A 23110-nucleotide genomic window follows, 5' to 3' on the forward strand; every position below is an offset into this window, starting at 1 on the left:
TCTATGTTACGAGTCCTAAAGCGGCTGTCTCCGAGCTCACCTGATACAACAGTACTGTTCGAGTGTCGATCTTGCGGGACCAGTTTAGATGAGCTCCAGGACTCCTGTCCCGAATGCGATTGTAGTGATATCGCTCGGTACGAATTATAACTCGACGTACTGGCGTTCCCAGTCATGCCGGGCTTCGAGTACTCGCTGTCCGCGTTTGGTAACTGTATTGACGTTTGCCCGGCAGTCTTTGTCTCCTTTCTTGACCAGCTCCTTTTGAACCAGCGTATCGAGGTTGGGGTAGAGATGTCCGAGAAACTTCGTGCCTGTGTTGAGGACACCCACGCGCCGACTGATTTGGGCTCCTCAATCTGGAGATTCCCGTGATCTAGATAACACCGCCGATGACGAGTAGCCCGATAACAACTAGCAGCGCCGCAACCACGCTCGCCCCAGCCAAGAGTTTGTTCTCCATCGCTTTCTCGTGGATCGGCATCTCGGTGTACTCCTCACGGAAGGCCTCGAGATTGCCATCGTCGTAGAAGTACTTCGTCTTCAACGCGAACCGCTCAGTTACCGCACAGCCCGTACAGACCGGTTCCTGCTTCACCCGTTCGGTCTTGATGTGGCTGTCGCAGGCGATCGCTCCACAGTTGGGACAGTAGGTGTACGTCTTGTCGACACCGCTCGTGTCACAGTGGACGCAGCGATGGATCCCGTCCTCCGCGGTGACCCGAGAGGGGCCCGCCGCGTAGTAATCGTAGGGATAGGTGTACTCTTTGAGATCGGTCGTATGCCGCACCTCAGGCAGGTAGACTGGCTCGATCGACTGGACAGAGATGTCCGAGCGGTTCGGCTCGCAGGTCTTGTTGTACGTGACGTTGTTGTCGCCGGTGTAGGTCACCGTCGTCGTGTGGAAGTCCTGGAGGCGGTCGACGGCCCACTCCTTGTACGCGGTCTGCGTCTGTCCGAACCGGCGCTCCTCAACGTCGTCGAATACATTGCCGAATCGGTCGGTGTCTAGGTCGACCGTCGCGTGCAGGTTTTCGGTGACCAGCGTCGCGACGTCGTCGTCAGCTACCTGTGGATGTCCGCGGTCAGCGTGAACGACGAACCGCGTCCGTGCGTTGATTCGGTGGATGACGCCGACCGATGTCTCGAAGACCGCGTTAGTGTCAGCGGTGACTGCCACGACTGGCCGAAACGTCGCCTCCGAGTATGGCGCTGGCAGGTCGGCGGCCTCGATGTTCTCGATGTCGCGGAACGCCTCCGCGACGGCCGCCTCCACATCGGCTGCCGGGTCGTACGGGCGGAGCGTCTCGTCACAGAGGATTTCGATTCGACCGTTGTAGAGGTCGAGGCCGATCTCGTCGGCGATCTCACGGAGGTCCTCGCCGTCTAGCAACTCGATGGGATGCGGGTCGTCGTTCTGCTGAAGCCGGGTAGCGTACTCCTGAGCGGGGTTCGTGAACCGCCCGGTTGTGACGACCATCCCGTGTTTTGGCCCCTCGAAGTCGAACGTCGCGATGGCCGAATGTAATTTCTGTACGACCGGCCGTCCGACTGTATCCGTGTGCTTACACTCAACGATGATTGCACGACGGGTGCCGTCGACGACCTCTTCCATGATGACGTCACGCCCCTCGTCGGCCGTCCGCTCGGCCTGCCGGACATTCTCGTAGCCGAGGTTTCGAAAGACGTCTTCCACCACGTCCTCAAACTCGAATCCGGAGAGGTCGTCCAGTACAGCCATTCCGTTCCAAGTGGAGTATACGTTGCTACTATTATATACATTGTCGAGGCAGACGGTGAAAACACGGCGCCGTGACCACGGGTATTGTTTACTCTCCTCACAAAGTTCCCGACGCCGTCTGGCAGAAGAAGGAGCGTTGGATATCACTTCTGAAGGTCAGTAAGTTGCCCAGAATCAGCGTAACTCAGAGCGGGAGTGGAGCTTCCTCGCGGACATCCCGAAGTGAACCGGACCGCTACGGACTGGCACGGAACTCGCCGTGTTTCAGTCCGAAGAAGAACGCGACGACCGAGAAGACGATCATTGAGGGCAGAACCATCATGAAGACCGTTGAGGGAGCCATTACGGACGTGAGCGCGACTGTTGCGACGGCGACGATTGCGGCGAGCGGAACCACTGAGCGCGTGAAATCAAATTTCATATCCGTGATTGTAGCCGGACGAATAAAGCGTTTGAGAATGTACGTTATTAATCAGTAAGTTGAAAAGTATTGCTCTGAATAGGAGCGCGTGGAGATTTTGTCGGCTTTGGACTCGTACAGCCAGTTCACTGGGGGGCGCTTTTCTGTTCCTTGAGTTTGATGTCGAGGGGGTCTTCGATTTCACCCATCACTGCTTCGAGGGCGTCTGTCGCAGTGATCAGTCCCACGACGTTCTCCTCGTCCTCATCATACACAAGCGCGAGTTCTTGATGTTCGTCCTGAAACTGATCGACGGCATCGCTGATGAGCGTGTCTGCTCGGAGCGTCATCGGTGGAGCAGCGACATCCTCGAACGTCACCTCGCCATGCCGGAGCTCGTCGATCTGATCAACAACTGCAGGGACGTAGACAACCCCTCGATAGTCGGCTGGATCGTCACCAATCAAGGGAAATCGCGTGTGCGGGCTTGTTCCGATTCGATCGAAATTTTCCTGCGCAGAGACGGCTGTCGAGAGAAAAATAATGTCCTCACGATCGGTCATAATATCGCTGACGGGCTGTTCGCCGACAGTGAAGGCGTTCAGGATCTCTTCTTGCCGTTCCTCAGAAAGATTCCCTTGGTCAAGCAAAGTCCCGAGCCGATGGCGGAGGTCCGCCCGGGATTCGACCCGGTCGGTTTCGGTTTCCAGCCAGGCACCGGTCATCTCGACACCGAACAGCCCGAGCGTCCATTTGGCGACGCTGTCTCCGAGCACGATGACCGGATAGAGCAGCTTGGCAAACCAGTACAGCGGTGTCGCGCCGTACCGAGCGACGAACTTCGTCCGCTCAACCCCGAGATACGTGGGTGTCTGTTCGCCGTGGGTCAGGTGGAGCAGATTGATGATGACGAACGCAAGGATGCCACCCGCCCCAATCGACGTGAGCAGCGTGTTCTCGAACACTGGATCGATCAACGAAGCCAGGGCCGGTTCCGCGACGATGCCGACGGCGATACTCGTCGCAGAGATGCCGACCTGACAACTCGTGAGATAGATTTCGAGATCCTGTGTCATCTCCCAGGCTCGCTCGAGTCCCGGGACGTCGAACTCGGACTTAGGGTACTGTCGCACGCGAGTGAGTGCGAACTCGATCGCGACGAAGAATCCGTTTGCGAGGATAAGCAAAACACCGCTCAGTAGGCGGAGCGTTAGTTCGAGACCATTCATTTCGTAGGGCTATTCCCCGTGGTATCAAGAATTCCGTCATCTCGCTCACCGGTACGAGCTGAGCCTCGTCATTCGGTCTACTTGTCGGCAAATTCCCCAAGGAGATCGCCTTCGTCCTCGTCGAAATCATCCGGTGTGTACGTCGTCGGGCCCGGCTCATCGTCACCAAGATCGAAAATCGAATAGAGCGCTTCGACGAGATCATACGCAGTTTCAGCGGTGTATACGGCGGTTCCGCCATCTTCGTCAACCTTGCTGATCAGGCCTGCCTGCTCCAGTTTATCGAGATAGTCGAACACCGTCTTCTTCGAGTCAGTCGTTGACTCAACAAGTTCGGGGGCCGTGGCAGTCGCTGAGCGCCGAATCGATGTATAGAGACTAGCGAGGGACGGGTTCTCGAGTAATTCTGCGAACGTGGGGATCCGATGATCATCTTCGGAGTGTCACCCGCGTTTCCCACGTGTTCCGTATCGTAGCTCATTTTGTATAGGGTTACGGAACTAGAAACGATACACGTTTGCCACGGAAATGGGGTGCTGTAGTGTTCCCCGGTTTTCGAGGCGGTTCACTCACGATGGTGATAGCCACCGCAAGCACTTCGAGTGTCTAAAGCGTGGCTACCAGACGGCATTATCATCACAGGAGAGTTATACGAGATTCCAGAAAAGGAGGAACAGCAAGCATACGCAAGTATCGCGTCGAATGCAGAGTTCCCTCCTGACCTTGGGGTATGGGGAATCCCATTTGAAAACGTGGAGTTCCGCCTGTTCGGATTGGATAAAGGGGATTGTACGGGTCGTGAATTTTTTACGGAATACGAGAGGTGGGATATTGACGGATCCGAGTAAATCATAATGAAGAGCGTCTATGACTGAAGCCACATACAATACGTCTATAGCGGTTAGCCCGCTTTCGGAACTGTGACGCTGAAAACCGCCCCAGCGGGTTCGTTGTCATCTATCTCGATTACCCCGCCGTAAGATTCTACGAGCGTCTTGACCAGATACAAGCCGAGCCCGGTGCCGGAGCTGTCGAGGCCCGTTTCCCCCTTCCCAAAGATGGTCTCCTTCTCTGAATCCGGGATTCCCGGTCCGTTATCCGCAATCTGAACCAGGACAGAGTCTGTCCGTTCACGTGCCGAGATATCCACTTCCGGGACTTCCTTGTCGTTGTGCTGGATCGCGTTCTTCAGAAGATTGCGGAAGACCGCCTCGAGCATATCATTTGCCTGAACCGGTGTCTCCGGCGCGGCAGCAGTAGGCGTGACCAGGGCGTCCGGGTAGGTGTTCTGTACTTCTTCAATTGCGCTGGAAAGCGAAGGGCCAAGAGGAGTTGGAGCGACATTCTCAGTATCTGAGAGCATCACTTTTGCCATTTGTCGAGCAGTCGTCGTAATCTCGACAGCGTGTTCTGCGTTTTCTAAAACAATATCTAGGTGTTCTCGAATAGAGTCAGACCCCGATTGGTCGGCAGCCAACTCTGCATATGCCATTATCAATTGGATGTCGTTACGGATGTCGTGGCGAAGTACCTGATTCAGGATTTCGAGATTATCGCGTTGTTCCCGTATCTGTCGTTCGTACGCTTTCCGGTCAGAGATGTTCCGGACTAATGCGTGCAAACGTGGTTCTCCACGATGATCGAATCGGCTAAGCTTGACCTCCGCGGGGAACTCAGTCCCGTCGGGGCGACGATGTACCCACTCGAACAAGGCGGTTCCTGTCTCGAAAGCGGTCTCGATGTGCTCTTGGGCTGCTTCCTCCGAGTCTCTCCCGTCCGGTTGCGTTGGCGGTGCTAGGTCCCACGGGGTACATTCAGCAAACGTATCTATGGACTCAATGCGGAATAGGTCCAAGGTGTGTTCGTTGCAATCAAAAAATCCCTGCCTGTCCAGTAACATAAGAGCGTCCTGGGTGCTCTCGAAGAGGTTCCGGTATTTGGCCTCGCTTTCTGTGAGTTCGCGTTCTCGTTCTTTCCGCTCGGTGATGTCTCTGACTAGGGAGTGCAGGACTGGCCGGCCGTCGTCTTCAAACCGGGTCAACTTCACCTCCGCTGGAAATGTTGTCCCGCCTACGGTCTGATGGGTGTATTCGAAGAACGCGCCGCCCTGCTGAAATGCCGTCTCGATGTGTGCCTGTGCGACCTCTTTCGAGTTGGCGCCATCAGGTTGGGTTGGCGGTGCAAGATCCCACGGTGTATACGTGAGCGCCTCTTCCCTTGCATTGAGGCCGAAGAGTTCGACTGCGCGTGTATTGCAGTCAAAATACCCGTCACGGTCGAACAACAACAGCGCATCACGACTGTTCTCAAACAGAGCACGATACCTCGATTGATTGGGTTTGTCATTACTGCTCATATACGATCTTGATGAGTGGTAATCGTAGTCGTGGTATACTCAATCAATAAACGAAGGTACATTCTAATAATTTGTACGACTCGGCCCGTCCACGGACATCAATACAATTGGGTTAGGGCCTGGGAGAGAGAAGCCCTATATATGATCCGTTCGCTGTCGTATTTCTTTTCCAATACCAGCATTGGGCGAGCAGGACGGGCACGCGAGAACGACGCCGTCCTTGTCGCCGAACACTCGTGCGAACTGAGCCGAAATATGTCCGCCACAGGTAGCGCATTCAGGCATAGGGATCAGTAGAACTCCCGAACGAGATCCGTTGCATTGTCCGGCGCTCCGTCAGGTATGACCGCCATATTCTCTGAGAGCCCTTCACGCTCTTCGTAGGCAACCGAGTGCTCGTCCCGATAGAGTACACCCTGGTACTCTTTATCGCCGTCCATAATCGCGTCCGTAGCGTCGTCGTAATCCGTCGGATCGTGGTCAGTCTCGGCGAGATCGACAATCGTGTCTCGGAAGTAGTCGTAGGTATCGACGTCGTTGAACGTCACACAGGGGCTGTAGACGTTGACGAAGCCGAACCCGTCGTGTTCGACGGCTTTCTGAACGATCTCGGTGTGCCGCTGGCTATCTGAACTGAACGACTGCGCAATGAACGTCCCGCCGGCAGCTAGCGCGAGCGCGAGTGGGTTGACCGGCGGCTGTTTCGGCCCCTTGGGCGTCGTCGAGGTTTCGAAGTCATCACGCGAGGTTGGCGAGGCTTGTCCCTTCGTGAGGCCGTAGATGCGGTTGTCCATCACGATATATGTTATGTCGACGTTGCGGCGGACGGCGTGGACGAAGTGGCCCGCACCGATCGAGTAGCCATCTCCGTCGCCGCCGGCGACCATCACTTCGAGGTTCGGATTCGCCAGCTTCGCCCCGATACCCACTGGGAGTGCGCGGCCGTGAACACCGTGGAGCGCGTAGCTGTGCATGTAGGTCCCGATCTTCCCGGAACAGCCGATACCGGCGACAACGAACGTGTTGTCCGGATCGTTCCCGGTGTTCGCCAGCGCTTTCATCATCCCGTTCATTGTCCCGAAATCACCGCAGCCGGGACACCATGTGGGTTGCTTGTCGGATTTGAAGTCGGTGAATCTGATGTCGGTGCTCATCTTTTTACTGGCCCCCTTCCGACCGTACGCCAGAGTTCATCCTTCGAGCCGATGCTCGCTGATGTCGGTCGTTGCGTAATCTGGCTTGGTATCATGCTTTCGAGTTCGTGATTGTCGCAATCTCGATGTCTGTTATTCCCTGTGCTTCGATTTTGGCCCTCACTGCCGGTGGGAGCGTTTCCAGTGTCTTGTCAATCTGTGGGTTAATCGACACGCCGTCAACTTTGATCGCAACTAATTTGCCACGGCGACCGTGTGCAGCGACTTCGAATTCGAACGGTCGGTCACGTTCATCGACGCTGTGGACCCAGACTTTCGCGAGCCCGTTTGCACTCTCCCAGTGAACGCTGTTGACGACGGTGAGACAGCCAGCCGGCGGGACGCACGACGATCCACACGCCGGGCACTGAGCGGGATGTGGACTCTCACCGAGATAGGTATACTCTGTCCCGCACCGGTAGCACTGGAGTGGTAGGGTCATAAGCGAGTCCTCAATCACCCCTCACAGGCGCCCCGCTCTCCCGGGATCAACGTCGATGGCGTCGACGGGACACACGTCGACACAAAGCATGCAGTCGATACACTGTGTCTCGTTGATCGGATCAGCTTTGATGTCGCTCTCGGGATGGCCCGGTGTATCCGTCCATTCGAACACGTCGACGGGACAGTCCTCGAGGCAAGCACCGTCGGCGATGCAGATGTCGAAGTCGACAGCCACGTGTGTGCCGTGGATTCCGAGTTTCTCCGGTTCGTCGACCGGCCCCCAGACTCGGTGCCCCTCGTGGTGCTCGGCGACATCGCGGTTCTCTTCGAAGTGTGGATCGATAGCCATGAGATATCCTCGATAAGAGTGGCGTAGTCCAGATGAACTACTATCCGAGCGAGCCCTCCATCTCGAGTTCGACGAGTCGGTTGAGTTCAACCGCGTACTCGATGGGCAATTCTTCGGTGATCGGCTCGATGAAGCCCGAGACGATCATCTGCTTTGCGTCGTCGTCGTCCAGACCGCGCGACTGGAGGTAGAAGACGTCCTCGTCGCCGATTTTCCCGACAGTCGCCTCGTGAGCGACGTCGACCGTCGACTCGTTGATCTCCATATACGGCATCGTATCGGAAGTGGACTCGTTGTCGAACATCAGCGCGTCACACTCGACCGATGTCGAGGAGTTCTCCGCGCCGTCGGCGATGTGGACCAGCCCGCGGTAGTTCGTACGGCCGCCGTCCTTCGAGATGGACTTCGACTCGATCGTCGATTTCGTGTCCGGCGCGTTGTGGTACACCTTCGCGCCGGTGTCGATGTTCTGGCCCTCACCGGCGAACGCGATGGTGATGTGGTTGTCAGTCGCGCCCGGCCCCTTCAGGATCGTCGATGGATACAGCATCGTCGCCTTCGAGCCCATCGACCCCGAAATCCACTCCATAGTCGCATCTTTCTCGGCGATCGCACGCTTTGTGTTGAGGTTGTAGGTGTTCTTCGACCAGTTTTGCACCGTCGAGTACTGGACGTGGGCATTCTCCTTCACGATCACCTCAACGCCACCCGAGTGCAGGTTGAACGCCGAGTACTTCGGGGCCGAGCAACCCTCGATATAGTGAACCTCAGAGTTTGGCTCCGCAATGATGAGCGTGTGTTCGAACTGCCCCATCCCCTCGGAGTTCATCCTGAAATACGCCTGGACGGGCATCTCGACGGTGACGTCTTCGGGAACGTAGACGAACGAGCCGCCGGACCAGATGGCGCCGTGCAGCGCCGCGAACTTGTTGTCGCTCGGCGGCACGCACTTCGTCATAAAGTATTCGCGGACGAGGTCTTCGTGTTCCTGAACAGCCTCATCCATATTACAGAAGATGACGCCTTTCTCTTCCCAGCGCTCCTGCATATTCTGATAGACGACCTCGGACTCGTACTGGGCACCCACGCCGGAGAGCGCATTCTTTTCGGCTTCCGGGATACCGAGCTTGTCGAATGTATCCTTGATGTCCTCGGGCAACTCTTCCCAGTCGTCGACGCCGGCGCGGACGTCGACGTCGGGGCGGATGTACGGCACGATCTCGTTGACGTCGACCTCCGAGAGGTCCGGCTGTCCCGGCCAATCAGTCGGCATCGGCATCTCTTGCCAGAGGTTCAACGCACGTAGTCGTCGCTTCAACATCCACTCAGGCTCGTCTTTATCCTCAGAAATGAGCCGTATCGTCTCCTCTGTCAGCCCTTGGTCAGCCTTGAACGCAGCTGCTTCCTCTTTTTTGAAATCGAATCGGTCTTCAGTGTCGGTCTCGCGGAGGTGCTCTTGATCGGAACTCATCAATCGAGGTTTGTAGTATGAGAGAATAAAGCTAGGGTACTCAAACTACAATTTGTAACTATAATAGGTTTCTTTCACAGTTTATAGGAACTATTGGTGGTCACAAAAGTTTACTGTTGATGAGATGAAAGGGGAGATATGACCAACCAGACTCGCGAGACGACTGCCCCACCCGCAGAGTCAAAAACAGAGCAAGCACAGGAGCAGCGATGTCCCGAGTGTGGCGAGGACGTACTCGCAGAGAGTGATACGTCGGAGAAGGTGTGTACTGCCTGCGGATTGGTCCTTGATGAGCAACGTATCGACCGCGGTCCGGAGTGGCGAGCCTTCGATTCGGCTGAAAAGGCAGCGAAATCACGCGTTGGTGCGCCGACGACACAATTGATGCACGACAAAGGGCTTTCGACCAATATTGGCTGGCAGAACAAAGACACATACGGAAATCCAGTGTCGCCACGAAAGCGCCAGCGACTCCAGCGACTACGGACGTGGAACGAACGCTTCCGTACACGGGATTCGAAAGAGCGCAACCTCAAGCAGGCACTCGGCGAGATCGAGCGGATGGCCTCTGCGTTGGGGGTACACAAGCCGACACGCGAGACTGCAAGCGTGATGTATCGGCGCGCGTTAGAGGAAGGTCTCTTGCCAGGGCGCTCGATCGAGGGGGTTGCAACCGCGGCTCTGTATGCCGCGACACGGCTCGATGGCGTTGCGCGGACGGTCGACGAAATCGCTGTCGTCAGCCGTGTCGACTCGCTGGAGATCAAACGCACCTACAGATACGTCGTTCGGGAACTCGACGTGCAGATTCCGCCGACGGATCCAATAGAATACGTCGGGCGTATCGTCTCCGAACTGGACTGTAGCGATGACACGACGCGACAAGCCCGCCAACTGGTCGAAGCGGCCACAGCTAACGGCGTCCACAGCGGGAAACACCCGGTTGGTATTGCTGCGAGTGCCGTCTATGCGGCGGGGAAGCTCTGTGGTGAAAATATCACTCAAGACGACGTGTCCGAGGTTGCTGACGTCAGTAACGTCACTATTCGAAACCGGTATCGTGAGGTTCTCAACGCCTACGAAGAGCGTCAAAATGGTTGAAAGTTCTGGAGATGTCCAGTGCTATGTCTACAGGCGGAGCAGGCCGAGTGCCTCGGAGCTTGACCCCGAGGCGGTTCACCACTAAGTTGCTACCACGAAGTAGTGGCTACCCTGTGGAAATACCCACTACCAATACGTATGAGACAAGGGTAGCACACCACGGGTTTTCACACTTCGATTGTCGAAATATGCTGCCCGAAGAGGAAGGCTGTCCCCGCCCCTTCCAACACCAGTTGTTGAGCGCGATGGTCCGAATTTGTGGGGTTCGGGCAGGAGCGTTTCATCACCATTTGGAGCGAGGACACTTCCTCGGTTAACCACCCACCAACAGGGCGGAAGCTCAAACACCCCATCGGTGGGCACCCTGCGATTAACGGGACTGATTCTATTCAATTTTACTTTTCAAATCACAGCTCGCGGACACCAAGTCGCCACATATAGGCCGAAACTCCGACTTTTTCTGAGACGAATTGACGTTGAATACGAGAAGGCGCGACTGACGGTGTGCCAACTCCCGTCGCTTCGGAAGTTTAGGAGAGGGGAATATCAGTCCCGTTATTATTGTGATTGTTATACCGCTGTTTGAACATGTTGACAGCCCTCTTTTCGATGATTAGTCGTGGATTCGCCGGTTTGTCTACAATTTCACAACTTACTGACTGCACCGCATACATATCAATCGCATATGTGACAAACTTGTCCTTAGCTCTATGAAGTGTTGTTAAATTGGTGTGCTTCTGGCTCTCGAACAGTTCGACCGCATCTCTGAGCACGGCTTCCACAACAGTCTCGAAATCCCGTTGCTGGCGTTCTTGCTCCGAGTTACCGTATTCCGTCATCCTGAAGACAGCCCTCCTTATTCTGTCTTCTTGGCTGTGAGCAGTCTGTTTGAGCGTAGTTAATTATCTCTATTTCGGTTTGCTATAGCTCGCATAAGGAGCGACCAATTCGCCGACCCGTGTGGAGGCTTCCACAAGTTTGTACACTCCCTGGGCCCGATGCTTGGCACGTAGCCGTGGTGCGACCGGAAAAGACTCCGGCTGCACGACGAGTCACTGGAGTTCGTGGTCTACTTTGTGCGGAGAGTCGGTGGATTCGGTGATGGTCTTCTCGATGTAGATGTGCACGCCATCCGATTGTGTCAGTTCCCAGCCGTTTGCTTCAAGCGCGTCAAGTTTGTCTGCAAAGTGACGGACGGCATCTGCGTGGGTCTGAATGTCGAGTGGCGGGTCGTTCAACGGGATGGTGTCGTATTTGGTGTAGTAGTGGATGCGCTTGGTGTAGGTGTGCCCGCTTGTTGTTCCGCAGTGTGGGCAGGTACGATCCTGCTGGGTGAACTGGTCGGAGTCACCACTGTGGCGTGTTTCCCAGCTTTCGTTGCAGTCGCCGCACGTGAACCATGGTTCGTAACTGATTGAGAACTCTTCACCGTCGTGCTCGATGGTCATCGTTGGAAGAGCCGTCATGGGTGGTGCTTGTCTCGGTTGGTTAGCCTGTGATTTCTTGCGAGGTACGTTTCTCGTATCCTTGTAGATGGAACTGGCGTTTCTCGTGTAGTCGGACAGCTCTCAATCTCTTTGCTTCGGAATTATGCGTTTCGATCACCTGTGGGACCGGACATCCGTGACTATATTAGATCGAGAAATTACCGGAACAGGGCGGGCGGGAGGACAGCAGTGCTCCCGACCACCCGACCCGATGCAAGTAGCAGGTTCGTCAACATCCACAGATTGTAGAGTGCTACGGCAAGCAGGAAGTAGAACAATCGAACAGAGAACGTCGGTGACGACGTTTTCGGGAGAAACTCGGTTACTTTTCGGTAGGACGTTTCTATTCCCCACCGACGCCGGTAGGCTTCTGCCAGCGGCTGAGCGAAGTTACGAGTGACTTCGAGGTTTGTGACCAGGCAGAAACGATATTAGCGCCCAGAAGGTTCGTTAATGAGAATAAACGGATCGCGCTCGCGATTGTAGTCGGCGACGTCTCCGGCGACCGCCTCGATGAGTCGGCGATGAACTTCTCTGGCTGCTCGTCCCTCGTCTGGGCTCAAGTAGTGGAGCCCGCCCAGCTCCGTCCAGAAACCACCGTCAAGCCAAAAGAGTGTCTCATCGTTCGACTGGTGGACGATGTCGCCGTTATCGGTCAGTCCCGCGGTGTCGAGTTGGCGACCCGAGAGCTGGGCGCGTGCCAGCACCGCCACAAGTTGCCGGCGTGAAATGGATGCATGAACAGCAACATCGTCGATCAAACTCCCGAAGTAGTCTTCGACAGTATCAATCGTTTGGGAGAACTCATCAAGCGTAACGGAATCTAACGGTATTGTATCCCTTGGTACTTCTCGAGTTTCCCAAGATCGAGAGCCGCTAAGTAATACGTCAGATGCAAGGTTGAGTTCAATACTATCCGCCGTTCGACAGTACTGTGTTCTATCCCTGCTCTCGTCCGCAGTGACCTCTTCTAAATACATATTCTCAGAAAGTTCCTTCACACGTCTATAACAGGTGGCAATCGGGATATCTAGCTCTTGACTCAGCCAGCTAACTGATCGCGGTTCCTTCGCCGCCCGCAGTATATCTACGCTGTATTTCCGCCCGAGTACCTCAACTGCTTCCGTCGACATCTTGTTACCACGATTGATTCTCAAGGGTGAATAGCTGTACCCTATATTTATCGATCTAATTCTATTAGGGCCGATATGAAATGGTTCTCTAAGCGAAAACATAATAGAGCGGAACAACAACATCGGATGTATGAGCGATGGAGACACGTACACGGAACATACCCCCGCGGGACTTCTCGAATTGTCTTCGGAACTGAACCAAGCTGGTTCTATCGAGGACGTCTCTGTCGTTGCTGTCCGAATGTTGGATCTCAATTTTGATGCGCCTCTTTCGGCGATCTGGGAATACGATGAGGAGGGAAACGAACTCCGCCCAATCGCCGAATCAACTGAGGCACAAGCGGTGATCGGCGATGCACCTATCCTTCCACTTGATTCTCTCGCCGGGCGTGTGTACAGACAGAATCGTCCGGAAGCGTTCGACGATGTCCACGAGGCCGACGGCACGTATAATTCAGACACCCCGATTCGGAGCGAAATTCTTGTGCCAATTTCAGGTTTCGGCGTCTTGAGTGTCGGAGCCACTGAAGTGGATGCGTTTACCGAGAAAGACTCAGAACTGGCAAAACTCGTTGCTTCGAATCTTGAAGCTGCAATCTCACGAATCCGACGACACGAGGAGCTACAGGCTGAACGTGATTGGACACACACGTTGTTTGAAGGCTCCAACGATGCCATTTTCATTAGTGATTCAGATGCGAATTTCGTCCAAGTAAATCAGGCTGCTTGCGAGTTAACTGGCTATGAGCGAGAGGAACTCCTCTCGATGCGTATTCCCGATCTTCACGAAGAGGTCGACTTACATGCCTATCGGGACTACCACGCCCAAATTTTAGCTGGCGAACCAGCAACCACTGACGCAAAATTGCTTCGGAGCGACGACAGTAAAATTGATGTGGAGTTCTCGAACCGTCGGATCGAGCGCGATGGGACGGCCTATATGCATACCGTTGCGAGAGATGTGACGGAACAGCGGGAACGCCGACGTCGTCTGGAGTCATTTCAATCAGCTATCGAAAACGCGAGTGATGGGATTGCTATTTTGGAGAACGAGGAGTACACGTACGTTGATCAAACGCATGCCGAAATGTACGGGTTCGAGGACCAAGATGAGTTACTGGGGCAGACTTGGCGTGATTTGTATACTGATGCCGTTGAAATCGAGCGCATAGAGGATGAGGCGCTTTCAGCGCTCCGATCTGATGGAGAGTGGAGAGGCACTGTAACTGCATCTCCAGAAGGCAAGAGAGAATTCCCGACCGAACTATCGCTGACACGCTTGGAAGACGATCGAATCGTCTGTGTTGTCCGTGACGTGTCTGAAAAATATCGGCGTCAAGCGGAACTTCGGGAGAATGAGCGGCGTTTCGAGTCGGTGTTCGAAGACCCCGAAATGCTGGTGGCGTTATTAGAAACTGATGGTGAGACGATTGAGGTCAATGAAACAGCGCTAAACTACGTTTCGAACGACAAATCCGATATCTTGGGGGAACCGTTCTGGGAAGGAGACTGGTGGTCGCATTCCTCGGACCTACAAGAAGATCTAAAAAACTGGATCGAACGAGCGGCTGCTGGCGAGTATGTTAGTTTCCAGGCTGAACATCCGGATCAGGACGGTGACAGTCGGTTCATGACGGGCACAATCCGTCCGGTTACAGGGGAATCTGGAGTCGAATCGCTCGTCATTTCTAGCCGTGATATTACTCCCCGTGAGCGACGACGTCGCGAGTTAGAGACGTTCCAGCAGGCTGTCGAGGATGCGAAAGACGGCTTCGCTATTCTTGAGGATGGAGAATACACCTACATCGACGACACACACGTGGATATGTATGGATTCGATGGTACTGACCAACTCCTCGGGGACTCTTGGCGGATGCTCTATGACGAAGATGAGGTAGAGCGTCTTGAGTCGGAAGCCTTCCCTGTTCTTGAGTCGGAGGGCCACTGGCGGGGTAAGGTAACCGGATCCCGACCGGACGGGACCACATTCCCGGCTGATCTCTCTCTGACCATCATCGATGAGGGCCCCCTCGTTTGTACTGTGCGCGATCAGACTGCACAACGAGAACGGAAGCGCGAACTCGAACTCAAGGAGCAAGCGATTGACTCCTCGAATGTTGGGGTCATGATCACCGACCCACAGCGAGAAGACAACCCGATCGAGTACGTAAATAAAGGATTCACCGACATTACTGGCTACCAGGAGGACGACGCCTTAGGTCGTAATCCACGTTTCCTCCAGGGACCCGAGACAGACCCAGACGAAATATCGAAGCTTCGAGAGGCGATTGCGGCCGGTGAACCGGTAACGGTAGAATTGAAAAACTACCGAAAAGACGGGAGTGAATACTGGAATCGATTGTCTGTCACGCCAGTCACTGATGCAGATGGGACGCTTTCGAAGTTTATTGGCATACAGCAGGACGTAACAGGTCGGAGGCAACGGACTCGGAGCCTGGCAGAACAAAACCGGAAACTCGAATTGGTTCTTTCTGGAACGGACACTGGTATTGCAGAGTGGAGTCTTGAGACGGATCAGATATCATTCGACGACACGCTTGTCGATTTACTTGGCCATGATCCGGACAACTATGAAGAGTTCGTACAGATCGTCGCGCCGGAAGATCGGGACCGTGTTCGTGATTCACTAGAACGAGTCGGCGATATCAACGACTTGTCTGCGGATTTCAGAGTTATTGATGCCAACGAACAAACGCGATGGATACACACAGATGCTGTTCTGATACCCGATGACGAAACTGGAGAGAGACTTGTCGCGATTGCCACGGACATAACGGATCAAAAACGACGGATTCGGCAGATTCAACAGGAGCGGAAGCGATTCGAGATCCTCTCGGAAAGTCTCGAAGAATACGCCTTTGTACTTCTCGATGACGATGGACAGATCGACAGCTGGAACGATGGAGCAGCCGACATCTTTGGATATGACGAAGAAACTGCAATTGGTATGCCAGCAGCAGAGTTACACCCTGAACAGGATCAAAAACGTGGGATTGCTGATCGGTTATTAAAACAGGCATCACTCGCAGGAGAAAGTACTCACGAAGGACAGCGAGTCCGTCAGGATGGATCGTCGTTCCCTGCAGAAGTCTCATACGTTCCCCTTCAAACTGAAGATGGAGTGTTCCTGGGATACGGGATGGTCATCAGAGATCTTACTAACCAGCGTCAACAGCGGCGTAGAACAGAGCGGTTCGTTGAGGAATCAGTCGACGTCGTGTCTATCTTAGATCGCGACGGGTGTTTCACCTATCTTAGTGGCTCTGCTGAACGGGTTCTTGGATATGATCCAACTCAGCTAAATCAAGAGAGTGTCTTTGATTATATCCATCCAGAGGATCGGGAACGTGTAATGGAAGCGTTTTTTCGCCGCCGTGGAGGATTCCGATTCAAGCGTTCAGCTAGAGTTCCAAGCAATGGATGCGGATGACGAGTGGATTACCGTAGAGGCACGTGGACGGAATCTCTTTGACGATGAAGCAATTGGTGGGTTTCTGTTATATATACGTGACATCAGTAATATAAGAGAACAAACGAAAAAATTCGAATCCGTATTCAATCAAACGTTCCAATTGACGGGTCTGATGACCCAGAGTGGTGAAATCCTTGAGCTAAACGACCCCTTCATGGAGTTCGGCGGCATACGTGTGGAGGAGAGCAGAGGCACACCGCTCTGGGAATGCCCTCTGTTCGCGCATTCGTCTGAAGTGCAAACTCAAATTAGACAGGCAGTTACTCAAGCATCTTCGGGTTCATTCGTTCGGTTCGACGTGGAAGCAGAAGGCGTTGATGGACTCGCCAGCTTCGACTTCTCGATCAAGCCGATCTCAAGCCAGCACGGGGAGCTTAGCTTCCTAGTATTTGAGGCACGAGATATTACAGCTCAGGAACAGCGTCAGCAACACGTCCAGGTCTTACACCGGATTATGCGGCACAATATCCGAAATGATCTGACGAAACTGAGAGGGTATGTCGATCTGCTTGCGTCGGACACAGAGACAGACACTCGTGAACAGCGCGCTGCGACGATCCGAGACATTCTCGACAAGTGGGAAGGAATGGCAAACAAGACCCAAGAGCTCCAGAATATACTCACGAGCGAGAGCGCTCTCGCTTCCTACCAGAGTGCTCAGCAAATAGCTCAGGATATTCAAGCCAAAAAAGAAGACGAATATGCTAATGCGAATATCACTATCACAGCCGACCACGATCTAGAATCACAAATACCGAGTGAACTTGACAAGGCGATTTCTGAGCTCGTTGAGAACGCCATCACAGCGAACGATACTGAGCATCCATCCGTACAGATCAGTGTCTCGCAATCCGATGAACGGTGGGTAGAGGTTTGTGTGTCCGATACTGGGCCTGGACTCCCGGAAATGGAGAAAAATCTCCTCGAAACTGGCGAAGAAACGCCGCTGAGTCACGGGCAGGGACTCGGATTGTGGATGGTGCGATCACTGGTGACTCGTGCCGGGGGATCGATTTCAGTTGAAACCTCGGGCGATGGGAGTGAGATCAGACTGGAAGTCCCCACCCAACCGGCTCGAGAGGACTCAGAAAAACCGGGCATCGTGTCGTAAACTATGACCCAAGACGGAAATACAAAAATCCTGGTCGTCGAGGATGACCAGAGTTTGGCTGAGCTGTATGCAGAGTGGCTCGCAGACCGCTATGTTGTCGAAACCGCGTACTCTGGCGAAGAAGCCTTGGAAGCGTTCGATGCGACTGTCGATATCGTTCTTCTGGATCGGATGATGCCCGGGTTATCCGGCGGAGAGGTTCTCACGCGACTCAGACAATATGAGTCGAACTGCCAGGTGGTTATCGTCTCTGCGGTGACACCGGACTTCGATATCGTCAAAATGGGATTCGATGCGTATCTCGAAAAGCCCGTTGAAGCTGACGACCTCGAAGACGTTATCTCCCAGATGCTCACTCGTGCCGAGTACAACGAGGATCTGCAAGAGCTGTTCTCGCTGATAGAACGCCAATCGACCTTGGAAGCCGTCATGGAGGCAGATACCCTCGAAACGAGCCCAAAATACCAGGCACTCACAGACCAAATCACAGAACTCGAGGATAAAGTCGAACGGTACCTCCAGAACCTGCCAGATAGGGATTTTCGAGTGGCTATCGAGCGCCTGCAACGAACAGCAGCAGAGCGCAGGGAACAACAGCAGTACCAGTCCCTCACTGAAGACGTATTAGACACATCACAGGAAGGGGTCATTGTAATTGACCGTGATGGACAAGTGGTGTGGGCAAACGAAACTACCGAAGAATTACTTGGAGTTGATAGAGACGATATCCAAGGGTCTGACTACAGTCGAATTGCTTCTGAATCGTACCAGGAATATCCCTCAGGTGAGCAAACACTGTCTGACCTCGTAACTCATTCTCTAGAGAACATGAATTCCGAAGTCGAAGCCATCGTCCGTATCCCTGAGACGGCTTCGAAAGAGCAGCAGTGGTTGGAGTACTGGAGCGGACCGATTCAAACTGGTCTTTATGCAGGCGGGCGGATTGAACACTACCACAATATTACAGAGAGGTACGCGTATGAACAACAGCTTGAGGATCTGCATGCGGTTTCCCGCGATCTAATGACAGCGGACTCGGAACGTAGCATCGGCGAGACCGTGACAACTGCCGCAGTCGGGGAACTCGGATTCGAGTTTGCCGCGATATATACACGAGAAGAGAACACGGGACGCTTGGTCCCACTAGCACACGCATCCACGGAAGATGTTACTGAAATTGACCTTCCCACTATCTCTGAAGGAGACACACCAGTCTGGACGACCTATGTGACTCGAACGGAACAGTTGGCTCCTGACGACGAAGACGTAGTAGATACTCGGTCGAGCCAGTGGTTGGCAGAGGAGTTCTCGTCGTGGCGACTCTACTCACTAGAAGCAGAGGGGGTTCTGTTGGTGGGTATGACCACGTCGCCAGAGATTCCCTCGAGAAAGAACAAATTGGCAAAGACGTTAGCAGCGAACGCAGCAAGCGCATTCGAACGAACAGCCCAAGAGGCGGCCCTTCGGGAACGTGACCAGCGACTAAACGAGCAAAACGAACGGCTGACACGACTGGATCGCATCAACACACTGATACGGTCGATAAGTGCCACGGTTATCAGTGCAAATACACGAAAAGAACTGGAGCAAGAGGTCTGTAATGCTTTAGCTCATCTGGATCTGATTAGCGGGGCGTGGATCGGTAAAAAAGATATTAATACGAATACGATCGAGGTCAGAGCCAAAACGGATTCGCTCCAATATCAAAAAGTGGGGGCGAACGACACTCCAGCAGATGACAATACGCAACGGAGTAACTCTACATTGCCACCCGCTGAACGGGCATACAGGATTGCAGATTCGGTCGTGGAGAGCGACTTAATGACCGCTCGCTCCGAAACGGAGTGGGAACAAGACGCACTGAAGAATGGCACTAACTCGATTGTGGCTGTACCACTACAGAGCGAGGCTTCGATCCTTGGCGTATTAGAAGTTCACTCCAAACTGCCAAACGCCTTCGCTGAAGAAGAGGTGACAGCCCTCACAGAGCTCGGTCAGATAATAGGTCACGGGATATCAGCACTCCGGCAAAAAGCGGCGCTTCTATCCGGTGGGGGCACAATCCTTGAGATCCAGTTCGAGGACGATACTGGCCTTGCAACTCTTGTTTCGGATATGGAGACGGATCTCGAAGTGTTGAATGTAGTGACTGAGAGTCCAGATCACCTCCTGTTCGCGCGATTGACCGGAGAAAACGTGACCCCCGAGGCGTTCGAAGCTGCTGGTTTCGATCCAGAGACGGTCATTTTGAGCGACTCTCGAAATGGTATCTACTGTAAAGTCCCGGTGCGGAACAGCAGCTTCTGCGAGAAACTGACCGACCAAGGAGTTGCAATAAATCAAATCACAAACGCTTCCGAGTCCAACGAGATCGTGGTTTCAGTAACCGTGCCATTCACAGTCGACGTCGGAGAATATCTGAGTTCACTCCGGGAAGACTACAGCGATCTCACCCTGTTATCCAAACTGGATAGTGAGCGGGGAGAAACCAATACCTCTCTTTCAGCACGTCTTGATGGAGCTCTTACCGCCCGGCAAGAAGAAGTCTTGCAGACGGCGCTCTACGCAGGGTATTTTAACTGGCCGCGGGATGCAGATTCGACGTCGATTGCCAAGACTCTCGATATCGCACAGTCAACATTCAACCAGCATCTTCGAGCTGCTGAGTCTAATCTGCTGACGACTCTCTATCAGGATTCAACCGAACTGTAACCTGCCTCAGTATCACGTTCTGCAGTACTCGGGCTGTCCTGCCTGTCGCCAGTCGGAGAACTGGCTGCAAATAGCGATCCGTTCCATATAGGCATTAAATTTGGTAGCCCGATATTACAGGGTAGAAGACGTTTGATTGTAGAATGGATGTAATCTGTATGGCCGAAAGCACTCCGCACCGAGAGTCTGAACCTACGGGATGGAGTACAGATTCCCAAATAGTGCGTGAATTTGACAGACCTGTCCGTGTTTCGGATGCGGTCATTGAGACACTTATGAAAGCAGTCGAAGACTGGCCGGAACTCAGTAGATCACCTCCGGTGTTCGAATTCGTTGATGCAGACAAATTAGATGGCTTGTTCAAAACTCGTACAGTCGAGGAGACCAGTCATATGCCCTCTGTGGAGTTTCTTTTTCAGGACGCACTTGTGACGGTCATGTACGCATCAACGGTGCGTGTCATCGTCGAACGAGATGCGTGAGTGAGAACAGATGACCCATTCCAGTACCGTTCTGATCGTCGAAGACGAAGAGAATCTCGCTGACTTGTTCGGTATTTGGCTACAGGAGCAGTTCGAGGTTCATGTGGCCTATGCTGGGGAAGATGCACTGGAAATCTTCGCTGAGGAATCGATTGATATTGTCCTTTTAGATCGTCGAATGCCGGGCCTCTCTGGCACGGAGGTGCTACAATCAATTCGTGAAAACGGTGATGCCCAGCAGGTGATTATGGTAACAGCTGTTCAGCCAACGGAAGATCTAGCGTCCATCGATGTGGATGACTATCTTCTCAAACCAATCGACCGGACGAAGCTTCTTCGAGCTGTGGAAGCTGCGGAGCTGGTTCTAACATACGAAGATTCACTCACAGAGCTTCTCTCACTCACCGCGAGGAAAGCCACGTTAGAAGCGAACCTCGACAAAACAGAGCTAGAAAAGGACGACCGATACGGCGATCTCCTCCAGAGAATACGAGAGTTGGAGGAAGAAGCTGATACGACACTCCAGCGTCTCGAGACAGATTATCAGATCGATATGCTGGTCAGAGACCAGCGTATCGGATCCCAACCTGTAGAGCAGTTCTGATATGGTTCGAGGAGCCGTGGCATCCACTAATTGTGCTGCCAGCAGCAGTATCGAAGTACTCGCAGAAAGTAAATATCCGCTGCTCATCGGATTGGTCTTCGTACGAGCTATAGATGCGAGTCTCACGTACTATGGGCTAAGCATCGGACTGCGAGAAGCCAATCCGATTGTCGTACTTATTGTTGAGACTCTCGGAATCATCCCCGGCCTATTCTTTCTCTCGTCGGTGTCACTAGTGTTATTATTCTTTCTTGGTGAATACCTGCTTCCCTGGGTCGCACAATCGAGACATAATATCGATCTGTGGAGCAATGTAGCATACCTTTCAGTTTTGATCGTATGGAGAGCTGTGTCGCTTCATAATATGGTACTCATTTGGATATGAGATTGATCGAGTTTGTCGGTTTATTATTATATGTTTCAATTGTGTTAATTATATCATTTGCTATGCTGCTTTCTCTGCTTTAATTTCTGCAATGAAGGTCCGAACCCCTGTTTTTATAAATGATATAGGAGGATGCCAGAGGCTGGGTCCTGTGGCAATTCCCAGATCAAAACTGGATAGGTAGCGTATTGGCACCTATTATCAAAGGTTCTCTACGAGTTACGGTATAAATAGAGGTATAAAACACATACTGTATATGAATAATTATTCTGATGGACTATGACCCAACCAGGCAGCGAATCATTATGGCTGTGGCTAGGGACAGCGGGAATGCTCATTGGTATGCTGTACTTCATCGCTCGCGGATGGGGTGAAAAGAATAGACGCCGTCAAGAGTTCTATATTGTCACGATATTCATCACTGCTATCGCATTCGTAAACTACCTGAGCATGGCACTTGGATTCGGCTTGACGACAATCGAGATCGGCGGTGAGGAGCTACCGATTTATTGGGCACGGTATACCGATTGGCTGTTCACAACGCCACTCTTACTCATCGATCTTGGACTGCTTGCCGGGGCAAACCGAAACCAACTGTCTACACTCGTTGGCCTTGACGTGCTGATGATCGGCACCGGTGCCGTGGCAACGCTATCGACAGCCGGTGTGCTGCTCAGCCCTGTCGGGGATCGCATTATTTGGTGGGGAGTCTCGACGGGCTTCTTATTGGTGTTGCTATACTTCCTCTTCGGCACCCTAACCAAAGAAGCAAGCCAATTATCCGGAGCCGCGCGATCAACGTTTAGCACTCTTCGGAACCTCATCGTAGTCGTTTGGCTGGTCTACCCAGTATGGTGGATCCTCGGCACGGAGGGGCTCGGAGTGATCAGCCTCTATAGCGAAACGGCCGGATTCATGGTGCTAGACCTCGTCGCGAAGGTGGGCTTCGGCATCATCTTGCTATCGAGCCGCGATGTTCTCGACGCAGCCGGCGATACTACTGGTGCGGCGCTAGGAGACGCAGACCCCACAGACTAATTGCGCAAGTGAGTCTGGTGACTTGTCCCACGACTGGACAGTAGTTGCTGATTTCGACACCTCCGCATCTCGGTCATTCGGGCCATCACTCATCGGACAGTGAAACCAATAGTTAGGTGTTGATAATCTCAACTAGGTATATGTATTGGGGTCAGAAATTTACCCTACGTCATTCATTTCTGACCTGGATACCTATCAAATGGTATCCGGCGAAGCGTCAGGGAGACATTCACCCCCCACCCCCCTTTAGGCGAAATGTAGGCCAAGCTGTAATGACAGGCGGGCTCAGACTCTGACAAATATATGCTATTAGCTCAAAATTCACATATTGGATGTGGCAAAGTAGATTCATTTAACCGACACTGGAGACTGTCCATTTTA

General features: G+C 53.4%; 20 protein-coding genes and 1 pseudogene. 8 read left to right on the forward strand and 13 right to left on the reverse strand.

Translation table 11 applies throughout. The annotated features are described in order from the left end of the window. Window positions 1-144: 144 nt before the first annotated feature. The 11 genes and pseudogenes from EI982_RS01110 to sufB form a co-directional block, all read right to left on the reverse strand. A pseudogene (locus tag EI982_RS01110) lies at window positions 145-300 on the reverse strand (PadR family transcriptional regulator); the annotation flags it as partial. Window positions 301-376: 76 nt separating this feature from the next. Further along, entirely contained in the window at window positions 377-1741 is a 1365-nt protein-coding gene (locus tag EI982_RS01115) for a restriction endonuclease (protein ID WP_123124642.1), read from the reverse strand. 235 nt (window positions 1742-1976) lie between these two features. Then, the gene (locus tag EI982_RS18605) at window positions 1977-2162 is read right to left on the reverse strand and encodes a DUF7333 family protein (RefSeq protein ID WP_123124641.1); all 186 of its coding nucleotides are present in this window, start codon (window positions 2160-2162) and stop codon (window positions 1977-1979) included. Between the two features lie 125 nt (window positions 2163-2287). Next, entirely contained in the window at window positions 2288-3370 is a 1083-nt protein-coding gene (locus EI982_RS01125) for a CNNM domain-containing protein (protein WP_123124640.1), read from the reverse strand. Between the two features lie 77 nt (window positions 3371-3447). Beyond that, the gene (locus EI982_RS18610) at window positions 3448-3669 is read right to left on the reverse strand and encodes a hypothetical protein (RefSeq protein ID WP_233255199.1); all 222 of its coding nucleotides are present in this window, start codon (window positions 3667-3669) and stop codon (window positions 3448-3450) included. 602 nt (window positions 3670-4271) lie between these two features. Next, on the reverse strand, window positions 4272-5726 hold the full coding sequence (locus EI982_RS01135; protein WP_123124639.1) for a sensor histidine kinase: 1455 nt from the start codon (window positions 5724-5726) through the stop codon (window positions 4272-4274). A gap of 135 nt (window positions 5727-5861) precedes the next feature. After that, window positions 5862-6011 carry a DUF7563 family protein gene (locus EI982_RS19205; protein WP_443984582.1) on the reverse strand — a complete coding sequence of 50 codons (150 nt, stop codon included), beginning with the start codon at window positions 6009-6011 and terminating at the stop codon, window positions 5862-5864. A gap of 5 nt (window positions 6012-6016) precedes the next feature. After that, window positions 6017-6880, reverse strand: a complete 864-nt coding sequence (locus tag EI982_RS01140; RefSeq protein ID WP_123124638.1) for a 2-oxoacid:ferredoxin oxidoreductase subunit beta — start codon at window positions 6878-6880, stop codon at window positions 6017-6019. A gap of 91 nt (window positions 6881-6971) precedes the next feature. Continuing rightward, window positions 6972-7379, reverse strand: a complete 408-nt coding sequence (locus tag EI982_RS01145; RefSeq protein ID WP_233255200.1) for a hypothetical protein — start codon at window positions 7377-7379, stop codon at window positions 6972-6974. 3 nt (window positions 7380-7382) lie between these two features. Then, entirely contained in the window at window positions 7383-7712 is a 330-nt protein-coding gene (locus EI982_RS01150) for a 4Fe-4S dicluster domain-containing protein (RefSeq protein ID WP_123124637.1), read from the reverse strand. 40 nt (window positions 7713-7752) lie between these two features. Beyond that, entirely contained in the window at window positions 7753-9183 is a 1431-nt protein-coding gene (gene sufB, locus EI982_RS01155) for a Fe-S cluster assembly protein SufB (RefSeq protein WP_123124636.1), read from the reverse strand. 138 nt (window positions 9184-9321) lie between these two features. On the opposite strand from sufB, the gene EI982_RS01160 reads away from it, so the two are divergent. Further along, a complete protein-coding gene (locus EI982_RS01160) occupies window positions 9322-10284 on the forward strand; it encodes a transcription initiation factor IIB (RefSeq protein WP_112077770.1) in 963 nt (320 codons plus the stop codon). 1052 nt (window positions 10285-11336) lie between these two features. Here EI982_RS01160 and EI982_RS01165 read toward each other — a convergent pair. Together EI982_RS01165 and EI982_RS01175 are read right to left on the reverse strand one after the other, a co-directional pair. Next, entirely contained in the window at window positions 11337-11732 is a 396-nt protein-coding gene (locus tag EI982_RS01165; RefSeq protein ID WP_112077771.1) for a hypothetical protein, read from the reverse strand. 470 nt (window positions 11733-12202) lie between these two features. Next, window positions 12203-12604, reverse strand: coding sequence for a DUF8048 family protein (locus tag EI982_RS01175; RefSeq protein ID WP_157687754.1), 402 nt, complete (start codon window positions 12602-12604; stop codon window positions 12203-12205). A gap of 430 nt (window positions 12605-13034) precedes the next feature. Between EI982_RS01175 and EI982_RS01180 the strand changes: the two genes are divergently transcribed. The 7 genes from EI982_RS01180 to EI982_RS01205 all read left to right on the forward strand — a co-directional run bounded on the left by EI982_RS01180 (window position 13035) and on the right by EI982_RS01205 (window position 22729). Beyond that, window positions 13035-16355, forward strand: a complete 3321-nt coding sequence (locus tag EI982_RS01180) for a PAS domain S-box protein (protein ID WP_157687735.1) — start codon at window positions 13035-13037, stop codon at window positions 16353-16355. Continuing rightward, window positions 16300-17508: an ATP-binding protein gene (locus tag EI982_RS01185; protein WP_157687736.1), complete on the forward strand. Its 1209-nt coding sequence runs from the start codon at window positions 16300-16302 to the stop codon at window positions 17506-17508. The genes EI982_RS01180 and EI982_RS01185 overlap by 56 nt, the downstream gene beginning before the upstream one ends. A gap of 3 nt (window positions 17509-17511) precedes the next feature. Beyond that, window positions 17512-20220, forward strand: a complete 2709-nt coding sequence (locus tag EI982_RS01190; protein ID WP_157687737.1) for a response regulator — start codon at window positions 17512-17514, stop codon at window positions 20218-20220. 158 nt (window positions 20221-20378) lie between these two features. Further along, entirely contained in the window at window positions 20379-20702 is a 324-nt protein-coding gene (locus EI982_RS01195; protein ID WP_157687738.1) for a HalOD1 output domain-containing protein, read from the forward strand. Window positions 20703-20712: 10 nt separating this feature from the next. Then, window positions 20713-21306 carry a response regulator gene (locus EI982_RS01200; RefSeq protein ID WP_157687739.1) on the forward strand — a complete coding sequence of 198 codons (594 nt, stop codon included), beginning with the start codon at window positions 20713-20715 and terminating at the stop codon, window positions 21304-21306. A gap of 1 nt (window position 21307) precedes the next feature. Continuing rightward, window positions 21308-21691, forward strand: coding sequence for a DUF5658 family protein (locus EI982_RS19070; protein ID WP_394352048.1), 384 nt, complete (start codon window positions 21308-21310; stop codon window positions 21689-21691). Window positions 21692-21970: 279 nt separating this feature from the next. After that, on the forward strand, window positions 21971-22729 hold the full coding sequence (locus EI982_RS01205) for a bacteriorhodopsin (RefSeq protein WP_157687740.1): 759 nt from the start codon (window positions 21971-21973) through the stop codon (window positions 22727-22729). Window positions 22730-23110 lie beyond the last annotated feature (381 nt).

It is taken from the genome of Haloplanus salinarum, from assembly GCF_009762275.1.
GTDB classification, from domain to species: Archaea; Halobacteriota; Halobacteria; order Halobacteriales; family Haloferacaceae; genus Haloplanus; species Haloplanus salinarum.

Coding starts and splice junctions, on each gene's coding strand:
- EI982_RS01115 (WP_123124642.1), bottom strand. CDS start 1,741: ATGGCTGTACTGGACGACCTCTCCGGATTCGAGTTTGAGGACGTGGTG.
- EI982_RS18605 (WP_123124641.1), bottom strand. CDS start 2,162: ATGAAATTTGATTTCACGCGCTCAGTGGTTCCGCTCGCCGCAATCGTC.
- EI982_RS01125 (WP_123124640.1), bottom strand. CDS start 3,370: ATGAATGGTCTCGAACTAACGCTCCGCCTACTGAGCGGTGTTTTGCTT.
- EI982_RS01135 (WP_123124639.1), bottom strand. CDS start 5,726: ATGAGCAGTAATGACAAACCCAATCAATCGAGGTATCGTGCTCTGTTT.
- EI982_RS19205 (WP_443984582.1), bottom strand. CDS start 6,011: ATGCCTGAATGCGCTACCTGTGGCGGACATATTTCGGCTCAGTTCGCA.
- EI982_RS01140 (WP_123124638.1), bottom strand. CDS start 6,880: ATGAGCACCGACATCAGATTCACCGACTTCAAATCCGACAAGCAACCC.
- EI982_RS01150 (WP_123124637.1), bottom strand. CDS start 7,712: ATGGCTATCGATCCACACTTCGAAGAGAACCGCGATGTCGCCGAGCAC.
- sufB (WP_123124636.1), bottom strand. CDS start 9,183: ATGAGTTCCGATCAAGAGCACCTCCGCGAGACCGACACTGAAGACCGA.
- EI982_RS01160 (WP_112077770.1), top strand. CDS start 9,322: ATGACCAACCAGACTCGCGAGACGACTGCCCCACCCGCAGAGTCAAAA.
- EI982_RS01165 (WP_112077771.1), bottom strand. CDS start 11,732: ATGACCATCGAGCACGACGGTGAAGAGTTCTCAATCAGTTACGAACCA.
- EI982_RS01180 (WP_157687735.1), top strand. CDS start 13,035: ATGAGCGATGGAGACACGTACACGGAACATACCCCCGCGGGACTTCTC.
- EI982_RS01190 (WP_157687737.1), top strand. CDS start 17,512: ATGACCCAAGACGGAAATACAAAAATCCTGGTCGTCGAGGATGACCAG.
- EI982_RS01195 (WP_157687738.1), top strand. CDS start 20,379: ATGGCCGAAAGCACTCCGCACCGAGAGTCTGAACCTACGGGATGGAGT.
- EI982_RS01200 (WP_157687739.1), top strand. CDS start 20,713: ATGACCCATTCCAGTACCGTTCTGATCGTCGAAGACGAAGAGAATCTC.
- EI982_RS19070 (WP_394352048.1), top strand. CDS start 21,308: ATGGTTCGAGGAGCCGTGGCATCCACTAATTGTGCTGCCAGCAGCAGT.
- EI982_RS01205 (WP_157687740.1), top strand. CDS start 21,971: ATGACCCAACCAGGCAGCGAATCATTATGGCTGTGGCTAGGGACAGCG.